Annotated in this window: 11 protein-coding genes and 1 pseudogene; 9 read left to right on the top strand and 3 right to left on the bottom strand. The window is 58.1% G+C overall.

The features are described from left to right. Window positions 1–94: 94 nt before the first annotated feature. Window positions 95–1,618 carry a fumarate hydratase gene (locus ACOI8A_RS07435; RefSeq protein WP_420646266.1) on the bottom strand — a complete coding sequence of 508 codons (1,524 nt, stop codon included), beginning with the start codon at window positions 1,616–1,618 and terminating at the stop codon, window positions 95–97. A gap of 545 nt (window positions 1,619–2,163) precedes the next feature. On the opposite strand from ACOI8A_RS07435, the gene ACOI8A_RS07430 reads away from it, so the two are divergent. From ACOI8A_RS07430 to ACOI8A_RS07410, 5 genes and pseudogenes are all read left to right on the top strand, one after another. Further along, complete coding sequence (locus ACOI8A_RS07430) at window positions 2,164–3,270, top strand: GGDEF domain-containing protein (protein WP_420646267.1); 1,107 nt, start codon at window positions 2,164–2,166, stop codon at window positions 3,268–3,270. Then, entirely contained in the window at window positions 3,263–4,198 is a 936-nt protein-coding gene (locus ACOI8A_RS07425; RefSeq protein WP_420646268.1) for an iron-sulfur-binding ferredoxin reductase, read from the top strand. Before ACOI8A_RS07430 ends, ACOI8A_RS07425 begins: the two co-directional genes overlap by 8 nt. A gap of 147 nt (window positions 4,199–4,345) precedes the next feature. Beyond that, window positions 4,346–5,623, top strand: coding sequence for a hypothetical protein (locus ACOI8A_RS07420; RefSeq protein ID WP_420646269.1), 1,278 nt, complete (start codon window positions 4,346–4,348; stop codon window positions 5,621–5,623). A gap of 20 nt (window positions 5,624–5,643) precedes the next feature. Continuing rightward, window positions 5,644–5,877 (top strand): annotated as a pseudogene (locus ACOI8A_RS07415) (hypothetical protein); the annotation flags it as partial. Further along, window positions 5,786–6,499, top strand: coding sequence for an enoyl-CoA hydratase-related protein (locus tag ACOI8A_RS07410; RefSeq protein ID WP_420646676.1), 714 nt, complete (start codon window positions 5,786–5,788; stop codon window positions 6,497–6,499). The pseudogene ACOI8A_RS07415 and the gene ACOI8A_RS07410, both read left to right, overlap by 92 nt. A gap of 119 nt (window positions 6,500–6,618) precedes the next feature. Here ACOI8A_RS07410 and pyk read toward each other — a convergent pair whose 3' ends face one another. Next, the gene (gene pyk, locus ACOI8A_RS07405) at window positions 6,619–8,070 is read right to left on the bottom strand and encodes a pyruvate kinase (protein WP_420646270.1); all 1,452 of its coding nucleotides are present in this window, start codon (window positions 8,068–8,070) and stop codon (window positions 6,619–6,621) included. A gap of 173 nt (window positions 8,071–8,243) precedes the next feature. Between pyk and ACOI8A_RS07400 the strand changes: the two genes are divergently transcribed. Next, complete coding sequence (locus ACOI8A_RS07400; protein WP_420646271.1) at window positions 8,244–8,630, top strand: tetratricopeptide repeat protein; 387 nt, start codon at window positions 8,244–8,246, stop codon at window positions 8,628–8,630. A 230-nt stretch (window positions 8,631–8,860) separates the two neighbouring features. Continuing rightward, window positions 8,861–9,220 carry a PilZ domain-containing protein gene (locus ACOI8A_RS07395; RefSeq protein ID WP_420646272.1) on the top strand — a complete coding sequence of 120 codons (360 nt, stop codon included), beginning with the start codon at window positions 8,861–8,863 and terminating at the stop codon, window positions 9,218–9,220. Window positions 9,221–9,312: 92 nt separating this feature from the next. On the opposite strand, the gene ACOI8A_RS07390 is transcribed toward ACOI8A_RS07395, so the two are convergent. Further along, a complete protein-coding gene (locus ACOI8A_RS07390; RefSeq protein WP_420646273.1) occupies window positions 9,313–9,723 on the bottom strand; it encodes a DUF6124 family protein in 411 nt (136 codons plus the stop codon). A gap of 478 nt (window positions 9,724–10,201) precedes the next feature. On the opposite strand from ACOI8A_RS07390, the gene ACOI8A_RS07385 reads away from it, so the two are divergent. Together ACOI8A_RS07385 and ACOI8A_RS07380 are read left to right on the top strand one after the other, a co-directional pair. Continuing rightward, window positions 10,202–14,227 carry a hypothetical protein gene (locus ACOI8A_RS07385; protein WP_420646274.1) on the top strand — a complete coding sequence of 1,342 codons (4,026 nt, stop codon included), beginning with the start codon at window positions 10,202–10,204 and terminating at the stop codon, window positions 14,225–14,227. Window positions 14,228–14,439: 212 nt separating this feature from the next. Beyond that, window positions 14,440–19,134 carry a Tc toxin subunit A gene (locus ACOI8A_RS07380; protein WP_420646275.1) on the top strand — a complete coding sequence of 1,565 codons (4,695 nt, stop codon included), beginning with the start codon at window positions 14,440–14,442 and terminating at the stop codon, window positions 19,132–19,134. Window positions 19,135–19,136 lie beyond the last annotated feature (2 nt).

Below are 19,136 nucleotides of genomic sequence, written 5' to 3'. Positions count from 1 at the left end.
ATCTGACAGGTGTCACGCGCTTCAATTTGTGGCAGGCAATAAAAAAACCGGGCGGTCATTGCTGATCGCCCGGTTTTTTCCTGCGGTTAAAGCCTTACTGCACTTCTACCGCCAGACTCTCGCTGATCTTTTTCTGCCAGATCGCGGGGCCGGTTATGTGTACCGATTCACCGTTGCTGTCCACCGCGACGGTGACCGGCATGTCCTTGACCTCAAATTCGTAGATCGCTTCCATGCCCAGCTCGGCAAACGCCAGCACTTTGGACTTCTTGATTGCCTGAGCAACCAGGTAAGCAGCGCCGCCGACAGCCATCAGGTACACGGCTTTGTTGTCCTTGATCGCTTCGATCGCGGTCGGGCCGCGCTCGGATTTGCCGATCATGCCCAACAGGCCGGTCTGCTCGAGGATCTGCCGGGTGAACTTGTCCATCCGCGTGGCGGTAGTCGGGCCGGCCGGGCCAACCACTTCGTCACCGACCGGATCAACCGGGCCGACGTAGTAGATGAAACGACCTTTCAGGTCTACCGGCAGGGTTTCACCCTTGTTCAGCATCTCGACCATGCGCTTGTGCGCAGCGTCGCGACCGGTGAGCATCTTGCCGTTGAGCAGCACGGTTTCGCCCGGCTTCCAGCTCTGCACGTCTTCCGGGGTCAGGGTGTCGAGGTTGACGCGACGGGCCGACGGGCCGGCTTCCCAGACGATTTCCGGGTAGGCGTCCAGCGGTGGCGCTTCCAGCGAAGCCGGGCCGGAACCGTCGAGCACGAAGTGGGCGTGACGGGTGGCGGCGCAGTTCGGGATCATGCACACCGGCAGCGAAGCTGCGTGGGTCGGGTAATCCATGATCTTCACGTCGAGCACGGTGGTCAGGCCACCGAGGCCCTGGGCGCCGATGCCCAACTGGTTGACCTTCTCGAACAGCTCCAGACGCATTTCTTCGATGCGGTTGGACGGGCCACGCTTCTTCAGCTCGTGAATGTCGATGGATTCCATCAACACTTCTTTCGCCATCACCGCGGCTTTCTCGGCGGTGCCGCCGATGCCGATGCCGAGCATGCCCGGTGGGCACCAGCCGGCGCCCATGGTCGGAACGGTCTTCAGTACCCAGTCGACGATCGAGTCGGACGGGTTGAGCATGGCCATTTTCGACTTGTTCTCGGAACCGCCGCCCTTGGCCGCCACGTCCACTTCCACGGTGTTACCCGGGACGATGGAGTAGTGGATCACGGCCGGGGTGTTGTCCTTGGTGTTCTTGCGAGCGCCCGCCGGGTCGGCGAGGATCGAGGCACGCAGGACGTTTTCCGGCAGGTTGTACGCCTGGCGCACGCCCTGGTTGATCATGTCGTCCAGGCTCATGGTCGCGCCATCCCAGCGCACGTCCATGCCCACGCGGACAAATACGGTGACGATGCCGGTGTCCTGGCAGATCGGCCGGTGGCCGGTGGCGCACATGCGCGAGTTGATCAGGATCTGCGCCATCGAGTCACGGGCCGCTGGCGATTCTTCGCGCAGGTAGGCTTCGTGCATCGCCTGGATGAAATCCACCGGGTGGTAATAGGAAATGAACTGCAGGGCGTCGGCAACGCTCTGAATCAGGTCGTCTTGCTTGATCACGGTCATGAGTCGCGCTCCTCTGTAAGACGGGAACATTCAATAAGGTGCCTGCGGTTTGGGTGCATCGGTCGACCGCAGACACCTTTCAAGGCACGCCGGGGTAGCTGGCGCGACGCTAAAAAGGCGCGGCAGTATAGCGCGCCTCGGGGGCAGGGGCATCTGCCGGGAGTCATTCGTTGGTCGCATGGTTGGCGGCGCATTTGCTGGTTGGGTTGCGAGTCAAAAGCTTACCCCCTCACCCCAACCCTCCCGAACGTCGGACCGCCCCCAAGGTGGCGAGGGGGAAAGGGAGCCGATTTGCGTCGTTTTCAGAACCTGAGTTCAACGCGGTGTTTCACGTCGGCGCGAGTCGAATAAACACCTCGGTCAGTCCCCTCTCCCTCCGGGAGTGGACTAGGGTGAGGGGCTTTTGGCGTTTTTCAGGCCACACTTTTGACGCCAATTATCCGGCCCGAAAATCAATGGTCATTTATCGACCGCGCCACTAAAGTGGCAGCCGGTCTGTAGAGTAGGACACTCAGTCAGCCTCCTATCGCACGGTGAGTCAACGATTGACCCATAACGCCATTCAACGCCTTTTGCTCAAACGCTTTGCCCTTGCAGCCGGCACTTATGGACTGGCATTGCTGCTGCTGTGGCTGGCGTTTTTCACCGGGCATTACAACCAGCCGCTGAGCACAGTGGCCATCGGCAGCGCCCTGGTCGTGATCAGCCAGGCGATTCTGTTTGCCGTATTTTTATCCGGCTGCAACCTGCGCTTCTCCGACCCGAGCCTGACCGAAGCCCAAGTGCTGCTCGGCATCGGCTGGCAGACCTGGCTGATCTCCCATGTGCACGAGGCCCGCGGCGAGTTTCTGGTGTTCTACGTGTTGATCTTGCTGTTCGGCCTGTTCCATCTGTCGCGGCGTGCCTTCACGCGGTGTGCGCTGCTGGTGTTCTGCAGTTTCTGCGCGATCACTCTGTGGGACGGTTACCACTTCCGCTTGCCCGACCCGGCGCTCGCCGCATTGCAGGTGAGCATTTTGTTCATGGTGCTGGCGTGGCTGGTGCTCTACGCACGCTTCGTGCAGACCTCACGTCAACGCATGCGTCAGCGGCGGTTTGCCTTGCAGGCGCATCAGGACACCCTGCGCGGGATGATGCGCCAGCTCGAAGACCTGGTGGCCACAGACGAATTGACCGGGCTGTTCAACCGCCGGCATTTCCTGCGTCTGGCCACGCGCGAGCTGGATGCGATGGAGGCCGACATGGTGCACGGTCTGGCGTTGATCGACCTCGACCACTTCAAACGCATCAACGATGTGCATGGCCATGCGGCGGGCGATCAGGTGTTGCAGGCATTCGCCGGGGTGGCCGGTGCCTGTCTGCGCGAGGGCGATGTGTTGGCGCGCTACGGCGGGGAAGAGTTCGTGGTGTTGCTGCCAGACTGCGACGCCGAGCGTCTGACCGCGTGTTGCGAACGTCTGCGCATCGCGTTCACCGATGTCGAACTGGTCGGCCTCAAGGTAAAAAACCTCAGCCTGTCAGCGGGCATGACGTTGCTTGAATTGGGCGATGATCTGGATGACGCCTTGCAGCGTGCCGATCAGGCGCTCTATCGCGCCAAACGCGACGGACGCAATCGCTGTGCGGCGGCGTGGGAGAACGTCGATGCCTGAACTGCGGGTCGGTGAACAGCAATGGTCAGTGGCGGCTGGCAGCAATCTGCTCGATACGCTGAACCAGAACGGCGTGGCCGTGCCCTATAGTTGCCGCGCCGGCAGTTGCCATGCGTGTCTGGTGCAATGTGTGCAAGGTCTGCCGGCCGACAGTCGCCCCGACGCGTTGAGCGCCGAACAGCGTCAGCAGGGTTGGCGGCTGGCCTGTCAGTGTCAGGTGATTGAAGATTTGCAGGTGCATACCTTTAATCCGCTCACCGACGGTCGCCCTGCAGTGGTCGAGGCGCTGGACTGGCTCGGCGACGGCGTGCTGCGTCTGCGCCTGACCCCGCAGCGGCCGTTGCGTTACAGCGCTGGTCAGCACTTGGTGTTATGGGCGGGCAATGTGGCGCGGCCGTATTCGTTGGCCAGCCTGCCGGAAGAAGATCGCTTCCTCGAGTTCCACCTCGATTGCCGCCAGCCCGGCGAATTCAGTGATGCCGCACGGCGCCTGCAGATTGGCGATCCGATCCGCCTCGGCGAACTGCGCGGCGGCGCACTGCATTACGATCCCGACTGGCACGAGCGACCGCTGTTGCTGCTCGCCGCCGGCACCGGGCTCGGCCCGTTGTTCGGCGTGTTGCGCGAAGCGTTGCGTCAGGATCACCAAGGCGCCATTCGCGTCATTCACCTGGCGCATGACGCCGACCAGCATTATCTGGCCAGACCGCTTGAGGCACTGGCGGCGCAGCGCGAAAACCTCAGCGTCGAGCTGTGGACGACGGCCGAGTTGCTCTCGGTTTTGAACGAACTGCGACTGCCTTCACGCCAAGCTGTTGCATTGCTGTGCGGGGGCGCGGCTAGCGTTGATGCGTTTGCCAAACGATTGTTTCTGGCGGGTTTGCCCCGCAACCAACTATTGGCAGACGTTTTCCTGTCGCGGGGTTGAATGCTTCTGTTGGTTATATGACGAAATCAGACGAACGGCATCAATGACTGTCAGATCTGACAGTAGATCCATGGGCGACTTTTGATGTTGGATGAAGAACCTGTCGACCCGCGTCGATATCATCGCAACGTCTGAAAGGATTTCGTCATGTCAGCCCAGTATCAGGCCTCCCCCATGCTTGACCCCGCTTGGGGTTCTCAAGGCATCGTTAACCCTGTCTTTCCAGCAGGTTCTGCACCATTCATGCAAAGCGTCGCCACTGGGCCGGGCGACAAAATCACCTACGGCGGGATTTTTTTTGACTCGTCTCATGATTTCAATTTTTTCGTCGGACAACTTAATGCTGACGGATCGGCTAACAAAAATTTCAACAACGGAGCGGTGGTCATCGACAGCTTTGGTCAAGCTGAAATTCCATATTGTCTTTGCGTTGCAGTCTGCGATGATCCGGTCAATCCGAAGATTTACTGGGCAGGGCAGAGCAGCGCACCGGGTCCCAATATGCGGGTCGCCCGCTTCAATAGTGACGGCAGTCTCGACCAGTCATTTGGCAATGCGGGCTATGTAAACCTCACACTTGATGTCAGCTTGAATGGAGTCTCTGTACGCGAGCCTTCGTTGCTTGGTAACTCGGCTAGCGCCTCCGGCTCTGTGCATTTGCTGCCCGACGGGAAATTAGTGTTATCCATCTATTACCTTACCGGCATTGGGGGGCCTGGGTGGGGATACATCGTGCGGTTGCACAGTGACGGTTCGTTAGACAAAAGTCTGAACGGCACGGGTTATTTTCAAGTTCGCCATTCCGGCTCCCATGCGACGCAACAGACTTGCACATTAATATCGAACGGCGGTGATTACCTAAGTGCTGGTGCCATGTTTGACCCAAGTGCTGACCCGAATCATGTACCCATGTTTGCCCGTCATCATCCCGATGGAACTCCCGATAAGGTATTCGGGGACAACGGCTTTTCAGTCATCGCGGATCCCGCGCTTGCCAAAACGCGCTTGGCGGCCATGGGGCAACTGAGTACTGGGGACTTCGTGGGAATGGGATCTGTCATACCCAGTTTTGAATCCGGGCTGCTGGTTGGGGTCGATCAAAGCGGTAATCGTTTGTGGAGTACCGTGAGCCGCTTTGGCGGAGAGAGTACGGCTTGGGCTAGCGGTGTAGTGGATGCCAACGACAGGATTTTGGTTGGCGGGGGGCAGCGACGCTCAGGTGGCGGCAAATTTGATGTCGTGGTCGCGCGCTTTCTCAAGGACGGGCAGATTGACCCTGCCTACAATCTTGCTGGCTATGTGATTATCCCGTCCGCTGATGAGACGGTCGTCTATGCGATGGCGATCCAGTCTGATCAGAAGGTACTCGTTGTAGTTGAAACCAGCGGACAACCGACCCTGTTGCGACTGTTGGCACCCGTTTAACGGCCTGCCCATTAGTCGATGAAGGCTGGACGGCGGCCGAGTTGCCGGGTGCTTTGGCGCAACTGCGCCTTGTTTCCCGGCAAACCCTGGCCTTAGTCTGCGGCTCGACCGCGAGCGAGACACGCCATGACCGACGCCATCCTGCTGCACCGCGAACGCGGATTGCTGACCCTGCGGATCAACCGCCCGGACAAGAAAAACGCCCTGACCCGCGCCATGTACAGCCAACTGGCCGCCGCGCTGAAACAGGCTGACAGCGACCCGGAAATCAACGCGGTACTGATCAGGGGCAGCGCCGAGTGCTTCACCGCCGGCAATGACATCGCCGACTTCATCCAGCAACCGCCGAGCGATCTCGACAGCCCGGTGTTTCATTTCATGCTGAATTTGCTGGAATGCCGTAAACCAGTGATCGCGGCGGTAGCGGGAGCGGCAGTAGGGATCGGCACGACGATGTTGCTGCATTGTGATTTGGTCTACGTCGCCCGCGACGCCCGTTTGCGCATGCCGTTCGTGAATCTGGGGTTGTGCCCGGAATTCGGTTCCAGCCTGATCCTGCCGCGGTTGCTTGGGCAGGCTAAAGCGTCGGAATTATTGCTGCTTGGTGAAAGCTTTACCGGCGAACAAGCGGCGGCGTGGGGGATTGCGACCGAAGCGTTGGGCAGTGGCGAAGCGGCGTTGGCCAAGGCGCGGGAGATGGCGCTGCGTTTTGACGAGTTACCGGCGGAGGCGGTGCGTATCAGCAAGCAGTTGATGCGCGCGCCGGATCGCGAACTGATCCGCAAAGTGATCGAGAAGGAGGGGGCGCTGTTTACCCAGCGGCTGCGCTCACCGGAAGCGTTGGCCGCGTTGACCGGGTTCATCAAACGGCATTGAATTTCCGCTGATTTAACCGGCCTCATCGAGGCCAGAGCAGGCAACACACCATTTGGATCAGAATGCAAAAAGCCCCGACACTCACATGCCGGGGCTTTTCATTTACAGCAGTCGATCACTCAGACCTGCGGATCACCCACGTGCAGGATCTTCATGCCGTTGGTGCCGCCAGTGGTGTGATAGCTGTCACCCTTGGTCAGAATCACCCAGTCACCCTTCTCGACAACGCCACGTTTGACCAGCTCGTCGATCGCCTTCTGGCTCACTTCATGCGGCGGCAGCGAGGCCGGGTCGAACGGTACGGTGTACACGCCACGGAACATGGCCGCGCGGGCCTGGGTTTCGCGGTGCGGAGAGAACGCGTAGATCGGCACCGAAGAACGGATGCGCGACATGATCAACGGCGTGTAGCCACTCTCGGTCAGCGCGATGATCGCCTTCACGCCCGGGAAGTGGTTGGCGGTGTACATGGCCGCCAGCGCGATACTCTGATCACAGCTTTCGAAGACTTTGCCAATGCGGTGGCTGGAAGTCTTGCCGGTCGGGTGCTTTTCAGCGCCGACGCAGATACGCGCCATTGCCTGCACAGCTTCCAGCGGATACAGACCGGCAGCCGATTCGGCGGACAACATCACGGCGTCGGTGTAGTCGAGCACGGCGTTGGCCACGTCGGACACTTCGGCGCGGGTCGGCATCGGGTTCTGGATCATCGACTCCATCATCTGGGTCGCTACGATCACAGCCTTGTTGTGGCGGCGTGCGTGCAGAATGATTTTCTTCTGAATGCCTACCAGCTCGGCGTCGCCGATTTCCACACCGAGGTCACCACGGGCAACCATCACCGCGTCGGAGGCCTGGATCAGACCATCGAGGGTTTCGTCGTCGGCCACGGCTTCGGCGCGTTCGATCTTCGCCACCAGCCAGGCAGTACCGCCGGCCTCGTCGCGCAGTTGACGGGCGTAGTTCATGTCGGCGGCGTCACGCGGGAAGGACACCGCGAGGTAGTCGACTTCCATTTCCGCGGCGAGCTTGATGTCGGCCTTGTCTTTTTCAGTCAGGGCCGGAGCGGTCAGGCCGCCACCGCGACGGTTGATGCCTTTGTGATCCGACAGCGGGCCGCCGATGGTCACGGTGCAATGCAGTGCATCGTCGGTTTGGGTGTCAACGCGCATTACTACGCGGCCGTCGTCGAGCAGCAGCTCGTCGCCCACGCCGCAGTCCTTGACCAGATCCGGGTAGTCGATGCCGACCACTTGCTGGTTGCCTTCGGTCAACGGATGGCTGGTGGAAAAGGTGAACTTGTCACCGATCTTCAGCTCGATCTTCTTGTTGGCGAATTTGGCGATACGGATTTTCGGGCCTTGCAGGTCACCCAGCAGGGCGACGAAGCGGCCGTGCTTGGCAGCGAGGTCACGCACCAGCTTCGCGCGAGCCTTGTGCTCGTCGGGGGTGCCGTGGGAGAAGTTCAGACGGGCGACGTCCAGACCAGCCAGAATCAGCTGTTCGAGAACTTCCGGCGAGTTACTGGCCGGGCCAAGGGTAGCGACGATTTTGGTACGACGGACGGACATGCAAAGACTCCTCAGGTTCAAGCGCTCGCAGAGGCTACTATGCTCGGAGGGTGTAGTCATTGTTCGTTTGCACTACTTATCGGTTTCTTTATTGAACATGGCAACTTTGGGACAAACGCACCTGAAGATTTTCGACCAAGGGTCGATACAGAGCACAAGACAGGAGAACACCCATGCGATTGTTGCCCATTGCCGCCCTTGCCCTTGCCGTTATCAGCGTCACGGGCTGCACCCGTTGGTCGATGAACCATCATTTGAATAACGCCTACAGCGCCTATGACCGCGGCAATTGCGAGCAGGTGATGCTCGAACTGTCCAAGGTCGAACGCTCCAGCCGTGCGCGGCCGTATGTATGGCCGGAAGTGTCGATGATGCGCGGCCAGTGCCTCGAGCGGCAGAAACTGTTCGTCGATGCGGCGCAGACCTATCAGTTCATCATTGCTTCGTACCCCAACAGCGAATACGCCTACCGCGCCCGCGCGCGTCTGGAAACCTTGCAGAGCCTAGGCCATTACCCGACGCGCAGCGCTGCCGCCGTGGTGCGTCCGACACGTTTCTGATCGCACTTGTCATACAAAAGCTGGCCGCTTGTACAGGCTCAGCTATAGTCCAGTGACACCGATTCAGAGTTGTGCTTTTGAGTCGGCGCAACACCTGCGACTGGCATGAGAAGTAAGTGACGGCGGATTGGCGACTGTCACACCGGAAGCGGGGAGAGCGGGGCCATTGCGAGCCACGTTCCGAAGCAAAGGTGCGGCTCTGTGACAGGGCCTTGCATGGCGAACTGCGCATGTTTACCGACCGTCGCATCGAACGGCACTTGCTGCCGTATTTTCTGCGGGTGTTCAACAGTGTCACCGACAAACCCATCGGCTTTCTGGGCAACGTGTCTGAAGACGGGTTGATGCTCATCAGTCAGTTGCCGATGATGATCGGTGCCGATTTCAATCTGCGTTTGAAAATCCCGCTGGGCGACGGCTACCAACAAGTAGTCGACCTCAGCGCGTGCTGCCTGTGGTGCCACGAAGATGCGACCCCCCAACATTACGACGCCGGTTTCAGCCTGCAACGGGCACCGCCGGAGTATGAGCAGTTGGTGGAGGCGTTGCGGCAGTACTTCAGTTTTCAGCCACTGCCTGCGTCTGCCTGAATTTAAAAATCAAAAGATCGCAGCCTTCGGCAGCTCCTACAGGTGGTATGTAATCCCATGTAGGAGCTGCGGCACGCTGCGATCTTTTGATCTTACTCCTTGATGGCAATCGCCCGCTCGTTATCCAGCGTCCTCTCCACCAGCAACAATCCCATCTCGCTCAGTTGATAAATCGCCATCGCCAGATGCCGCGGTTTGTCGTCGAGGCTGTCGGCCAGATCCAGCAGCAAGATACTCACTGAAGAAAACATTTCGTAAGTCTGGATGGCAACCGCTTCGGGATTGAACTCGGGGTCGACCTTGAACATCTGCATCCCGCGATCGACGGAGTTGCGCGGCTTTTCGTTTTCGGGCGGCGGATTGAGATAGAAATCGAGGGCTCGGTGGGCCGCGTCGTGGAGTTTCTTTGAATCGATGGAGGCGTAAGGGGAAGTCGGATCGGTTTGATCGGACGGTTCCGCTGGATCGGTGTCCAGCGGTGGATTTGGTGTTGGTTTGATCATTTTCGCAATTCCTGTTGATCGAGCCGCCACCGGTCGCGACTAAGCGAAAGGGTGGCGGCTGTGAGCAGGTTAGTCGACCGGGAGGAATCACGAAAAACCGGCGCGCCCGGAGGCGCCCTGCACACAGCCACCATCGAGTGCGGGGATAGGGATTACCCGACTTGATGACGCTTATGCACCTTCGCGATACCTCCCGAGCGACTAAACCCGGCCGCTGATTGGCAGCGACGGGACTCAAGTTACGGGGCAACGCCAAAGCGCACAAGCCGGCGGATTCTGAGTGATGTGTAGGCAACGGCGCAAGGCAATGTAGCCCGTTGTTACCACTTGCAGGACGCAGTCGGAGAGGGTTGTGGGAAGAGTTACCGTTGGTCGGGACTGTCAGATTTGTCAGGTGTGGCGTTCAAGCGTATCGGCATTCAATGGGCCTACATGCCTTCGCCGGCACAGCAGCCCTTGAACGATGACGGACTCCATCATGAAAAAAACAGACAAACCTGAAAAGAAGTCCCGCGCCAAGTTGCCAAAACAACCTGCAACTGCCGGCAGCCTTGAGCCTATCGCCGATTCCGTAACGTCTTCTGGCGAATCAGCCGTATTGGATCTGGAAAATATTCCGCGTCTGCCAGTGACTATCACGGCGAGTAAAGGTGGCTACTCTGCAACACTCAGAGCCGAGTGCTGGTGGAATTATGCAGCCACTGATTTTACGTTTAGAACACTTTGGTACAAGGCGACGGACAACGGCCGAGATGCGGGGAACGTACGAGTTCTTATCGAGGCAGGGGGGTCAGATAAATGGGAAGAAGAGCTAATTGACAACGCTGTCCAAGACGGGCAGGAAAAAACTCTGGTGATGGCAAGGACGATCGCGGCAAGAGGCACTACGGCGCGATGCGTCTTCGGGTATGAATACGACACTCCAGGTACCGATACCGACATGCATGACCAGGTAATTGTGAGTCTGCCGGCTCTTGCTTCGCCCGTCATGAACCCGATCAAAAATGTCAATAGATCAAGTTTTCCTGTGTCGGGAACTTCGGGAATACCCGGTGCTGAACTCCGGGTTTACAGGAATTTCGACTACATCACCGCACTTGCAACCATACATCCAGGTGGATCCTGGACGGCGACAGTCAATCTTCCTGACAACCTGAATGACATGACGATTGCTTCCCACCAAAAAATAGCAAATCGGCAATCTGCACCGTCGAATGGTTTCCGGGTCTACCGGGCAGCAATCACCTCACCGACGGAAAACGAGGTAGTACCCGAGAAAGAGCTAACGTTCAGGGGGATCGCCGCACCCAACACTGTGATGAGAGCCGTCCACTCCAATGTCGGAACAGCTTGGTCCAACCCCGTGAACACCGGTCAGGGAACGACATGGGCAGCGGCAATGTTGCCGAAACTTGGTTTGGGCAGCGGTCAGATACCGGTAATAGTAGAGATCGACGGAGATTCCCGACACTACACCGATCCGGTCACGTTCTGGCTCTTGGGTTATCCACGCATCACCAACACTGTCTTCGACGTAACGCGGGGCTTCACCCTCACCGGCAATAACCGTTTATCCGGCGCCACGGTGACGGCTTACATAGGTTCGTCGGAGACGGTAGTTGGAACGACACCGGCGGCGACAACCGCTGCTTTTTCGATCCTGACGGATACCAAACCGGGACTGATCGTTATCACGACGCAGGCAAATCATTCAGGCAAAAGCTCCGGTCGTAGTGACGGTGTGACCTTCAGAGTCGCGCCCCTCCAGCCCACCTTAAAATACAAAGTCGAAAATGATATCGGCACGCTGGAGGGCACTGGCTATGGCACTGCCAAGTTACAAGTGAAGGGCGACTATTCTTTCTTTCATGAAGTAACCGTCGCTGGAACCGATACATGGACTCTCTCCATCCCTGTGACCAGGATGCCTGGAAATTACAGGGTGAGCGCCATTCAATACGTTGACCCCGGGTCTATATGGTCCGCTCCCTCTTCAGAAATAGTCATCCAGGTTCCTGTTCCTGTGCCCACCGCAGTGGTAAGCAGTCAAAACAACCACCAACTGATATTTTCGGGCAGGGGGCATAATTGGGACGGAAAACAAGTGCAAATTGTTTTCTACAACAACGGCATAGACATGCAACCTGGAGTACCTGCCGTCACGGTGCCCCCAAGTTTGAACTGGTCCGTTTATTCTTCCGCCTATTTTGCTCCTGGAACTTACGACAAATTGACTGCCAAGATGTTGGTCAACACTCTCTTTTCACGGGCTGTACCTGTTCCACAAGTAATAATCCCCTCGCCCCAACCCGTGCTAGACCCCCACCCAGCCCCCACCGGCCAACGTCCAACGATCAGCGGCCGGGTGTGGCCTGGTTCGGTTGTCACTACCACCGTACCAGGGGGGTCAATCCCACCCGTGACTGCAGTGGGTGCGGAATTCAGTCAGGTCTCGACCACCGACTGGCCTCCGGGAACTCACACCGTGACGGTAACCGCGGCATTCGGCGGCCAGATTTCGCCAGTCGCGACCCAGACGCTCACCGTTCGCACGCCGCAGCCGCAGATCACCACCGCGCCAGGCCCGGTTCCCCTCATTGCAACCCTTGTCTGCAGTGGCTGGCAAGGCTGCCTGATCGAGGTCTTTACGACTGTCGGCAATGTGCGATTGGGTTCGGGCACGGTGCAGCCCAATGGCACGGTCGAGATCATCCTGTCAAAGCAAACTCCGGGTGAGCAGACCTTGTATGCCCTTCAATACGAGAAGGACAAGCCTGGGAATGTATCGGTCCAGAGTCCCCATGTAGCGATGAGGTTCGGCGTACCGACAGCGACCATCACTATGCCGCCAGAGGGCGGCACGACCACGCGTACATCGGATTTCAGCGGCACAACGACTGCGCTTGGCGATACCGTCGAGTTGTGGCGCGGGAACACGCTGCTTGCCAAAGATATTCGAATTACCAATGGAACCTGGATGGCGAAGGGGATAAAGCTGGACGTGGGGCTTGATCAAGAGATAGATGTTCTCGTTCGGCAGGACGCTCATCAGAGCGAAGCGATTACTCGCACCGTGAAGGTGGTCCCCGAGAAACTGATATTCGATGCGCCTCAGAACGGTCAGAACATCAGTGCTCAGATGTGGTTCTCAGGGTCGGGTGCGTTCCCGGGCGACAATGTCATTCTCAGGCGCGTAGGGGCGAATCACGACTTTGCTCCGGTGCTGGTGGATGCCTTCGGCCATTGGGCGACGAAGTTGCAACACAATATGGTCGCGACCGACAAGATCACCGCTTTTGCCCGAGCCGGTGCGGGGCTGGATTCTGCATTGGCTGACCAGATCACACCGAAATTGCTTTACGCCATCGCCCCCCACTTCACCGAACCTCAGGCCGGCGACAGGACTGGTACCAAGCCGATTTTCAAAGGGCTGGCCAGACCAAGATCGACGGTGACTATTTCTCAGTGGTACAACGGCGCGAGCGAGCTGGCGAAAATCGTGGCCGATGACGAGGGCCGTTGGGAGGTGCAAAGCACAGTGGCGTTGCTGGCTGGGGGGAATTGGGTGCAAGCGCGCGATGCGTTGGGCGGTCAACATTCCGAGTGGCGCAGGAGTGAGTATTTTGAGGTCAGGGCTGCTGTCACCGGTTTTACGCCACCTATAGTTGATTTCCCCAAGCAGGGAGAAGAGGTAGGCCTGAAGACGGCATTTTCCGGTAGAGGACTGGCGGGTGCCGACGTTCATGTCTACAAAAAAAGCGTCGGAGTGCCGTTGGCGACGTTTACAGTGGACCGCGACGGGCGCTGGAGCGGGTCTTTGGCCCAATCGCTGCAGATTGAAGATTTCACATTCTCCGTGAGGCAGGAGCGCGACACCGTAATTTCGGGATGGTTGGTGCCTGATCGGACAGTAAAAATTGTTCAGTTGCCTGCAGGTTTTGCGAAACCGGTCATCTCGTTACCTGTGGACGATCCGAATCAGACTCTTGAACCGAATCCGTGGGCCGCAGGTAAAGGCGTTCCCGGTGCTACGTTGAGGCTTTATGCTGATGGCGTTCCGGGCGTAGCCATAGCCGAGACACGTGTGCATGCCGACGGTAATTGGGCTACGCGGTTCAAAAATGTTCTGGCTGCAGGAGCCCACAAGATAACGGCACAACAGGAGCGCGACGGTAAACTATCCGCCTGGTCCGGCATCGTCATCGACTTCAATGTTGGTACCTTACCGCTGCCCCCAATCATCACCAATATCCACCCAGAAGATGACGTTCCGCATAATCTCGTACTGGAAGGTAAGGCCATGCCGTACGCCAGGGTTAATCTTTATAAACACGGAGTTAACAGCGTAATCGGAACCGGTATCGCCGATAAAGACGGAGTCTGGACGATAAAGTTGTATAACTTGCCGCTCGATGAATTCATATTCAACGGCAAGACGGTGCATGGCACAGTGGAGTCGGGGTGGATGGCACTGTTCACAGTTTATATCCACAACTTAGGCTGACCATCGAACCACCCACTAACAGGCCCTCCCTCGAGGGCCTTTTTTTTGTTCGGGCGCGACCATCAAATAATAAAAACCCGACCAGCGGTCATAAAACCTGTCAGATCTGACAGTAGCCCGCCTCTCAAAATCAGCGCTAAATCAACGTGAAACGACAAACGCCCAGGCTCGCATTCGTGGCCTTTGTTTTGCGTTCAAGAGGAAGTGTCTGAATGAAAGCATCGCAGAAGAGCGCCGTTGATCAATTGGTCAGGGCCGTATTGGGGCAAGGCAAAAAACGCCTGACGGTGCCGCGCAAGCTGGATGACTATCTCAAAACATCTCCCAGCGTGTTCGACGTGATCAAGCTCAGCGAAATCGAGCTGCAGAAATTCAATCTGACGCCCGCGCAAGCCAAGACCCTGTTGACCCGTGGCAGAGCGCTGGCGCTGAAGATCACCCGGATGTACCGCCAGCAGGAACTGCGTGCAGCACCGCAATCGAACGAAACACTGGTGGGGACACTGCCGACCTACGATCAGATGTTCAACCCCAATATCCACAAGGCGGCGTCACAAGGCAGCCCCGAGCACAAAGCCTCGACCACCGCTTATCTGCTCAGCCTGCGTGAATTTTTACGTGACTCGATCGAGTGCCACAAAGGTGATGGCGCCATTACGCTGGAGGAGCGCCGACCAGATGTTGATCAGCTGTTGATTGATACTGCGGCGATCAACGAGGTGAAGTCCCGCGTCGACATCCACACCGGGATACTTGAAAAAATCCTCAAGAGCCAACTGCCCGCGCAGTATTCCACGCTCAAGGAGTTTCTCGGGCTGACACGTGTGCCCATGAGCATGCCCTACGAAGTGGATGCGGTCGATATCTGGCATGTCGTGGCCCAAGTGGTGAAAAACGGCTCGCTAGGCACAATCCTTCGCTGGCTGGACTCCGATTTCCCTTATTTCACGCGTGCAGGTGGACGGGGCGCACGTGACCACATGGCCTGGCAACTGACCCTGAAAATGGGCACGGAAGCCGCAGCATTGCAGCTGGAAAGCCCAGTGTTTCCATTGACCGCTGACCAGGCGCAGAGGTCTTTGCAACGGGTCGATCCGCGCACAGGGTGCATTGATGCGGATCCGCAAAAAGCGCTCGACGACTTTTATCAACGTCACTATGGCAAGTCCATCATCGGTCTGCCGAGCCTGCAACGCTTGTGGCTGTTCAAGGGGGCCACGAACCTCGATCAAGAGGGGGTGGACCGAGCGTTTGCGTGGGGTAGATTTCAGCCAAAACGGTCGCCTAACGTTCCCTCGATTGGCAGCGCTGACGAGGTACTGACCGGTGAGACAGCCGGGGCACGTTACATCAATGGCGGAGAGAAACCGGCGATCGCGCACCAACTTGCAGTGATCGATGAAAAGCATTTGCTGACGAATATCGGTGAGGCCCCGGCGACTCGGCTTGAACATCGAACAGATCGTATCCAGCGCAAGCTGCGTATGGATGAGATCATGCAATCAGGCAGTCATGAGGTGGACAAGCTGATGATTGCCGCGATGAATGCCGAGCACCGCGGCGGGGCCAGTTCGTCCCTGTGGATCCGCCCCGGCACCCTGAGCTGCCTGGGACTGTTCTGGGAGCTGATCAACACTCACGGTTGCACCGCCGACGAGTGTGCCGGGCTGGTGGATGTGCTGTCGGTCTATGGCCAGAATGGAGAACGCCCATTCTTTGATCAGGTTTACAACAAGGATCCACTGGTTGATGACGCCCTGCTCATCAATGGCCGCCCGTTGGCGATTATTCCGGTCACCGCCGATGAGCAGCACATGGTGAACCTGATCCGCTCGGCGCTCACTATCAACGGTGAAACCTACCGCTATCTGAGCACCATCATCGCCGAGGCCAAAGGAAAAACCACTTTCCTGGATTGCGATCTGCCTACGCTCACGGCGTTGTGGCGGCTGGTGCGGCTGGCTCGCATCAGCGGCCTGACACCGATCGAATACACGGCGCTGGCGCAAACCCTGGGCCTGACGGTTCAACTGGCGGCGGAGCCGGTGGTGTCCAATGCGGGTACCACGAACGGTGCTGATGTGCTGAGCGCCATTGATGCGCTGATGAACTGCGCACAGTGGGCCAGTGACTACGGTTTGTCGGTGATGTGGTTGGTGCAGAACATCAATCCGCTTGTTGTCCCCACCGTATGGACCGAAAAACAGGAGCAGTTTCTTCGGCAGTTGGCGAGCCAGGCACAGTCGGTGCTGCTGCAATCGGCAACACTGCTGGCGGCAGGCGCACCCGCACGTCACCCCAAAACCGAACAGCTCATCGAATGGATGTCGCTGCTGAATGAGCTGGTGGACGATGACGGGGTGGTGAGCGGCGAGTACGACCAGACCGAAGCGCAATATCAGGCGTACGCCGGTGAAAAATGCGCCGCCATTGCATACGAGATTTATCCGGATCCTGATCCACCCGAGGATCCGAATCCCGTGACTACGGCGAGCAGGGAAGCTTTGACGGCGCTGCTGCTATCGATTGTTCTGCGTTGCCGGGATGAACAACGCGCACTGGTTAAGGAAAACCTGGCGCACTATCTGGGTATCAATTCACTTCTGACCGGTGAGGTCTTGGCCTGGGCTGAGGCACATCCCTACAGGTTTCTGGCACAGGCGCTGAGCATGCCCGAAGCGCGCGAGCGCTGGGCCGTCAGAGCGGCGATGGACGAACCGGATCAGTTCCTGCGAATGCTTGGCGAAGTCGAGCGCCGCGCGCGGATTGCCGACAGGCTCAACCTCAGTCCAACGCTGTTGGCAATGTTCCTGGCACGCGAAAACTATCAGTGGTTCAGCTGTGAAAATCGCTACGATATCTCGATCAACAGCCTCTATTACCTGGCGCTGTTCGGTCGTTTGGTGGAGCAGGCCGGAAAGTCCGAAGAAAACCTGCTCGACTATCTCCTTGCGGTGAATCTTATCGATCCGCGCCTGAGCGAGGATGCGCGCCGACTGGTGCGCGATGCGGCTGCCGACAAACTCGCGCGCTTCTTCGGCTGCGGCATCACGCACGTGCTGACAGTTGTGCGCCATCTCAAGGGCGACGTCCAGGACAGCGACCAGTTGCCACTGCTGCAAACGCTGCGAGAACTTGGTGTATTGCAGCGCACGCTTGATCTGGCGAGCAAGGGACTGGATGCCACAGCTTCGGTCAGCCTTGGCAATCTGAATTCGCTGGATAGCCAGGCGCAATACGCGAATGCCGCGAAGCATTCGCTGGAAAGCTACCAGCGTTTCACTGAGTCGAAAACGCAACCGGAAACGGGCGAGGCCGGCCAGAGCTACACAACGGTGTGCACGGTGGACAACCCGTATCTGATCGCCAAAATGCCCTTGGAAGTCGCAGAAATTAGGCTGCAGTTACGCGATTTCTTCGGCTTTCCCCTCAAGGGTGTTCCGATTCAGTTCAATACCGATCTGGGCGTCATCCTCACCCCCGAAGTCAAGACAGATGACCAGGGGCGGGCGGTCGCGCTTTTGCACGCCGGGAAAACGATGGGCGCGGCCCATGTGTTTTACAACTTGCTGCTCAGCGATCCGGTGCACGGCCCCACGGTAACAATCGGTCCTGATATGGATTCCCTGCGATTCAACCCCGAGGAGAGCTCGGCACTCAAGACAATTCCACCGCTTCGTGCAGGCAAGTTGGAAGAAGTCAGGTTGTTCGCCCTGTTAGAGGACGATTACAAAAACCTGGTCAGCAATTTTCCGGTGGAATGGCGGACCACGCGCGGGGAAATGCGACCACGCCAGACTGTCACGGACAAGGATGGGATAAGTTCCGTTTGGGTATCAAGCCTGTCTGCGGGCACAGCCGAGTATACCGTCGGCCTGATCGATCGCTCCCATGTCATGAGCTTTGCTGATGAGCTCACGTTCAAGGGCACACCACGGATTTTTGGTATTCCATATGCAAGCACTGCGGCAATGGCTGGCGAAGAGTTGCTGGTGAGGTGCAAGGTAGCCGGTCTCGATGGGGAGCCTGTGGAGGATGCGGTGGTTTCATGGTCGACGGACCCTGCGACGACGGAAGAAGATGTGCCCACCGATCCAGCAGGGGTCTCCTTGTTTACCGTGTCCAGTCCTGTAGCCGGCCCGCTGACAATCTTCGCCAGATTGGGCAGCGATCCCCGCGTCGAACTCACTGTCGAGGTGTTCGACCACGCAGTGATCAGCGCTTTCCTGGCTAAACCGCCGATTGCGGTAATCGGTGCAAGCAGCACCCTTGTGTGGCTGGATGTGGCGGATGAGTCTGGTCCGGATGGCACCCTCATCGAGCATTATCCGGTCCAGTGGAAAGACGACTCACGTCCCATTGTCATCGAGACCATCCCCACCGATAAGCAAGGTCGTTCGGTCTATCCATTCGAGGTGAAAAAGGTCGGTACGTACACCGTGACCGCGACCCTTCAATATCATCCGACCGAGGTGAAAACCTTCACGGTTGAAGCTATCGAAGCATTTGGCTGGATCGTCAATCTGTTCACTTTGAGACCCGGCGGTGGCGAGGACCGTATGCAGATCCTGCCTCTCGGGCCGGGCCGCCTCGATCTGCTCCGAGGCATGGAATACCGGATTGAATTCACGCCCGTTGATGCGGCCTATCTCCATGAAAGCATCGGCGCTGGGGGATGGAGTTCCCCGTACTCAACCAAAGCACTGGCCATGCTCTTCAATCCGGCAATGGCCCAGCGCTTTACTTACGATCAAGCCAAACCTCACGTCATGAACCTCGTGACGGGTGACGTGCGCGACGGCGATTTCCAGATCAGTTTGCATTTCGATCTGCTACCGCTCCCCCTGGTGCTTCCAGGAAGCCTGAGAAAGCGACCGCTCACGCGTCGCACACCGAAAAAATCTTGAGT

Source organism: Pseudomonas sp. P4795, from assembly GCF_048822895.1.
GTDB lineage: Bacteria > Pseudomonadota > Gammaproteobacteria > Pseudomonadales > Pseudomonadaceae > Aquipseudomonas.
Note: the sequence above shows the minus strand (reverse complement) of the source record. Positions and strands in the feature narration are given on the sequence as shown.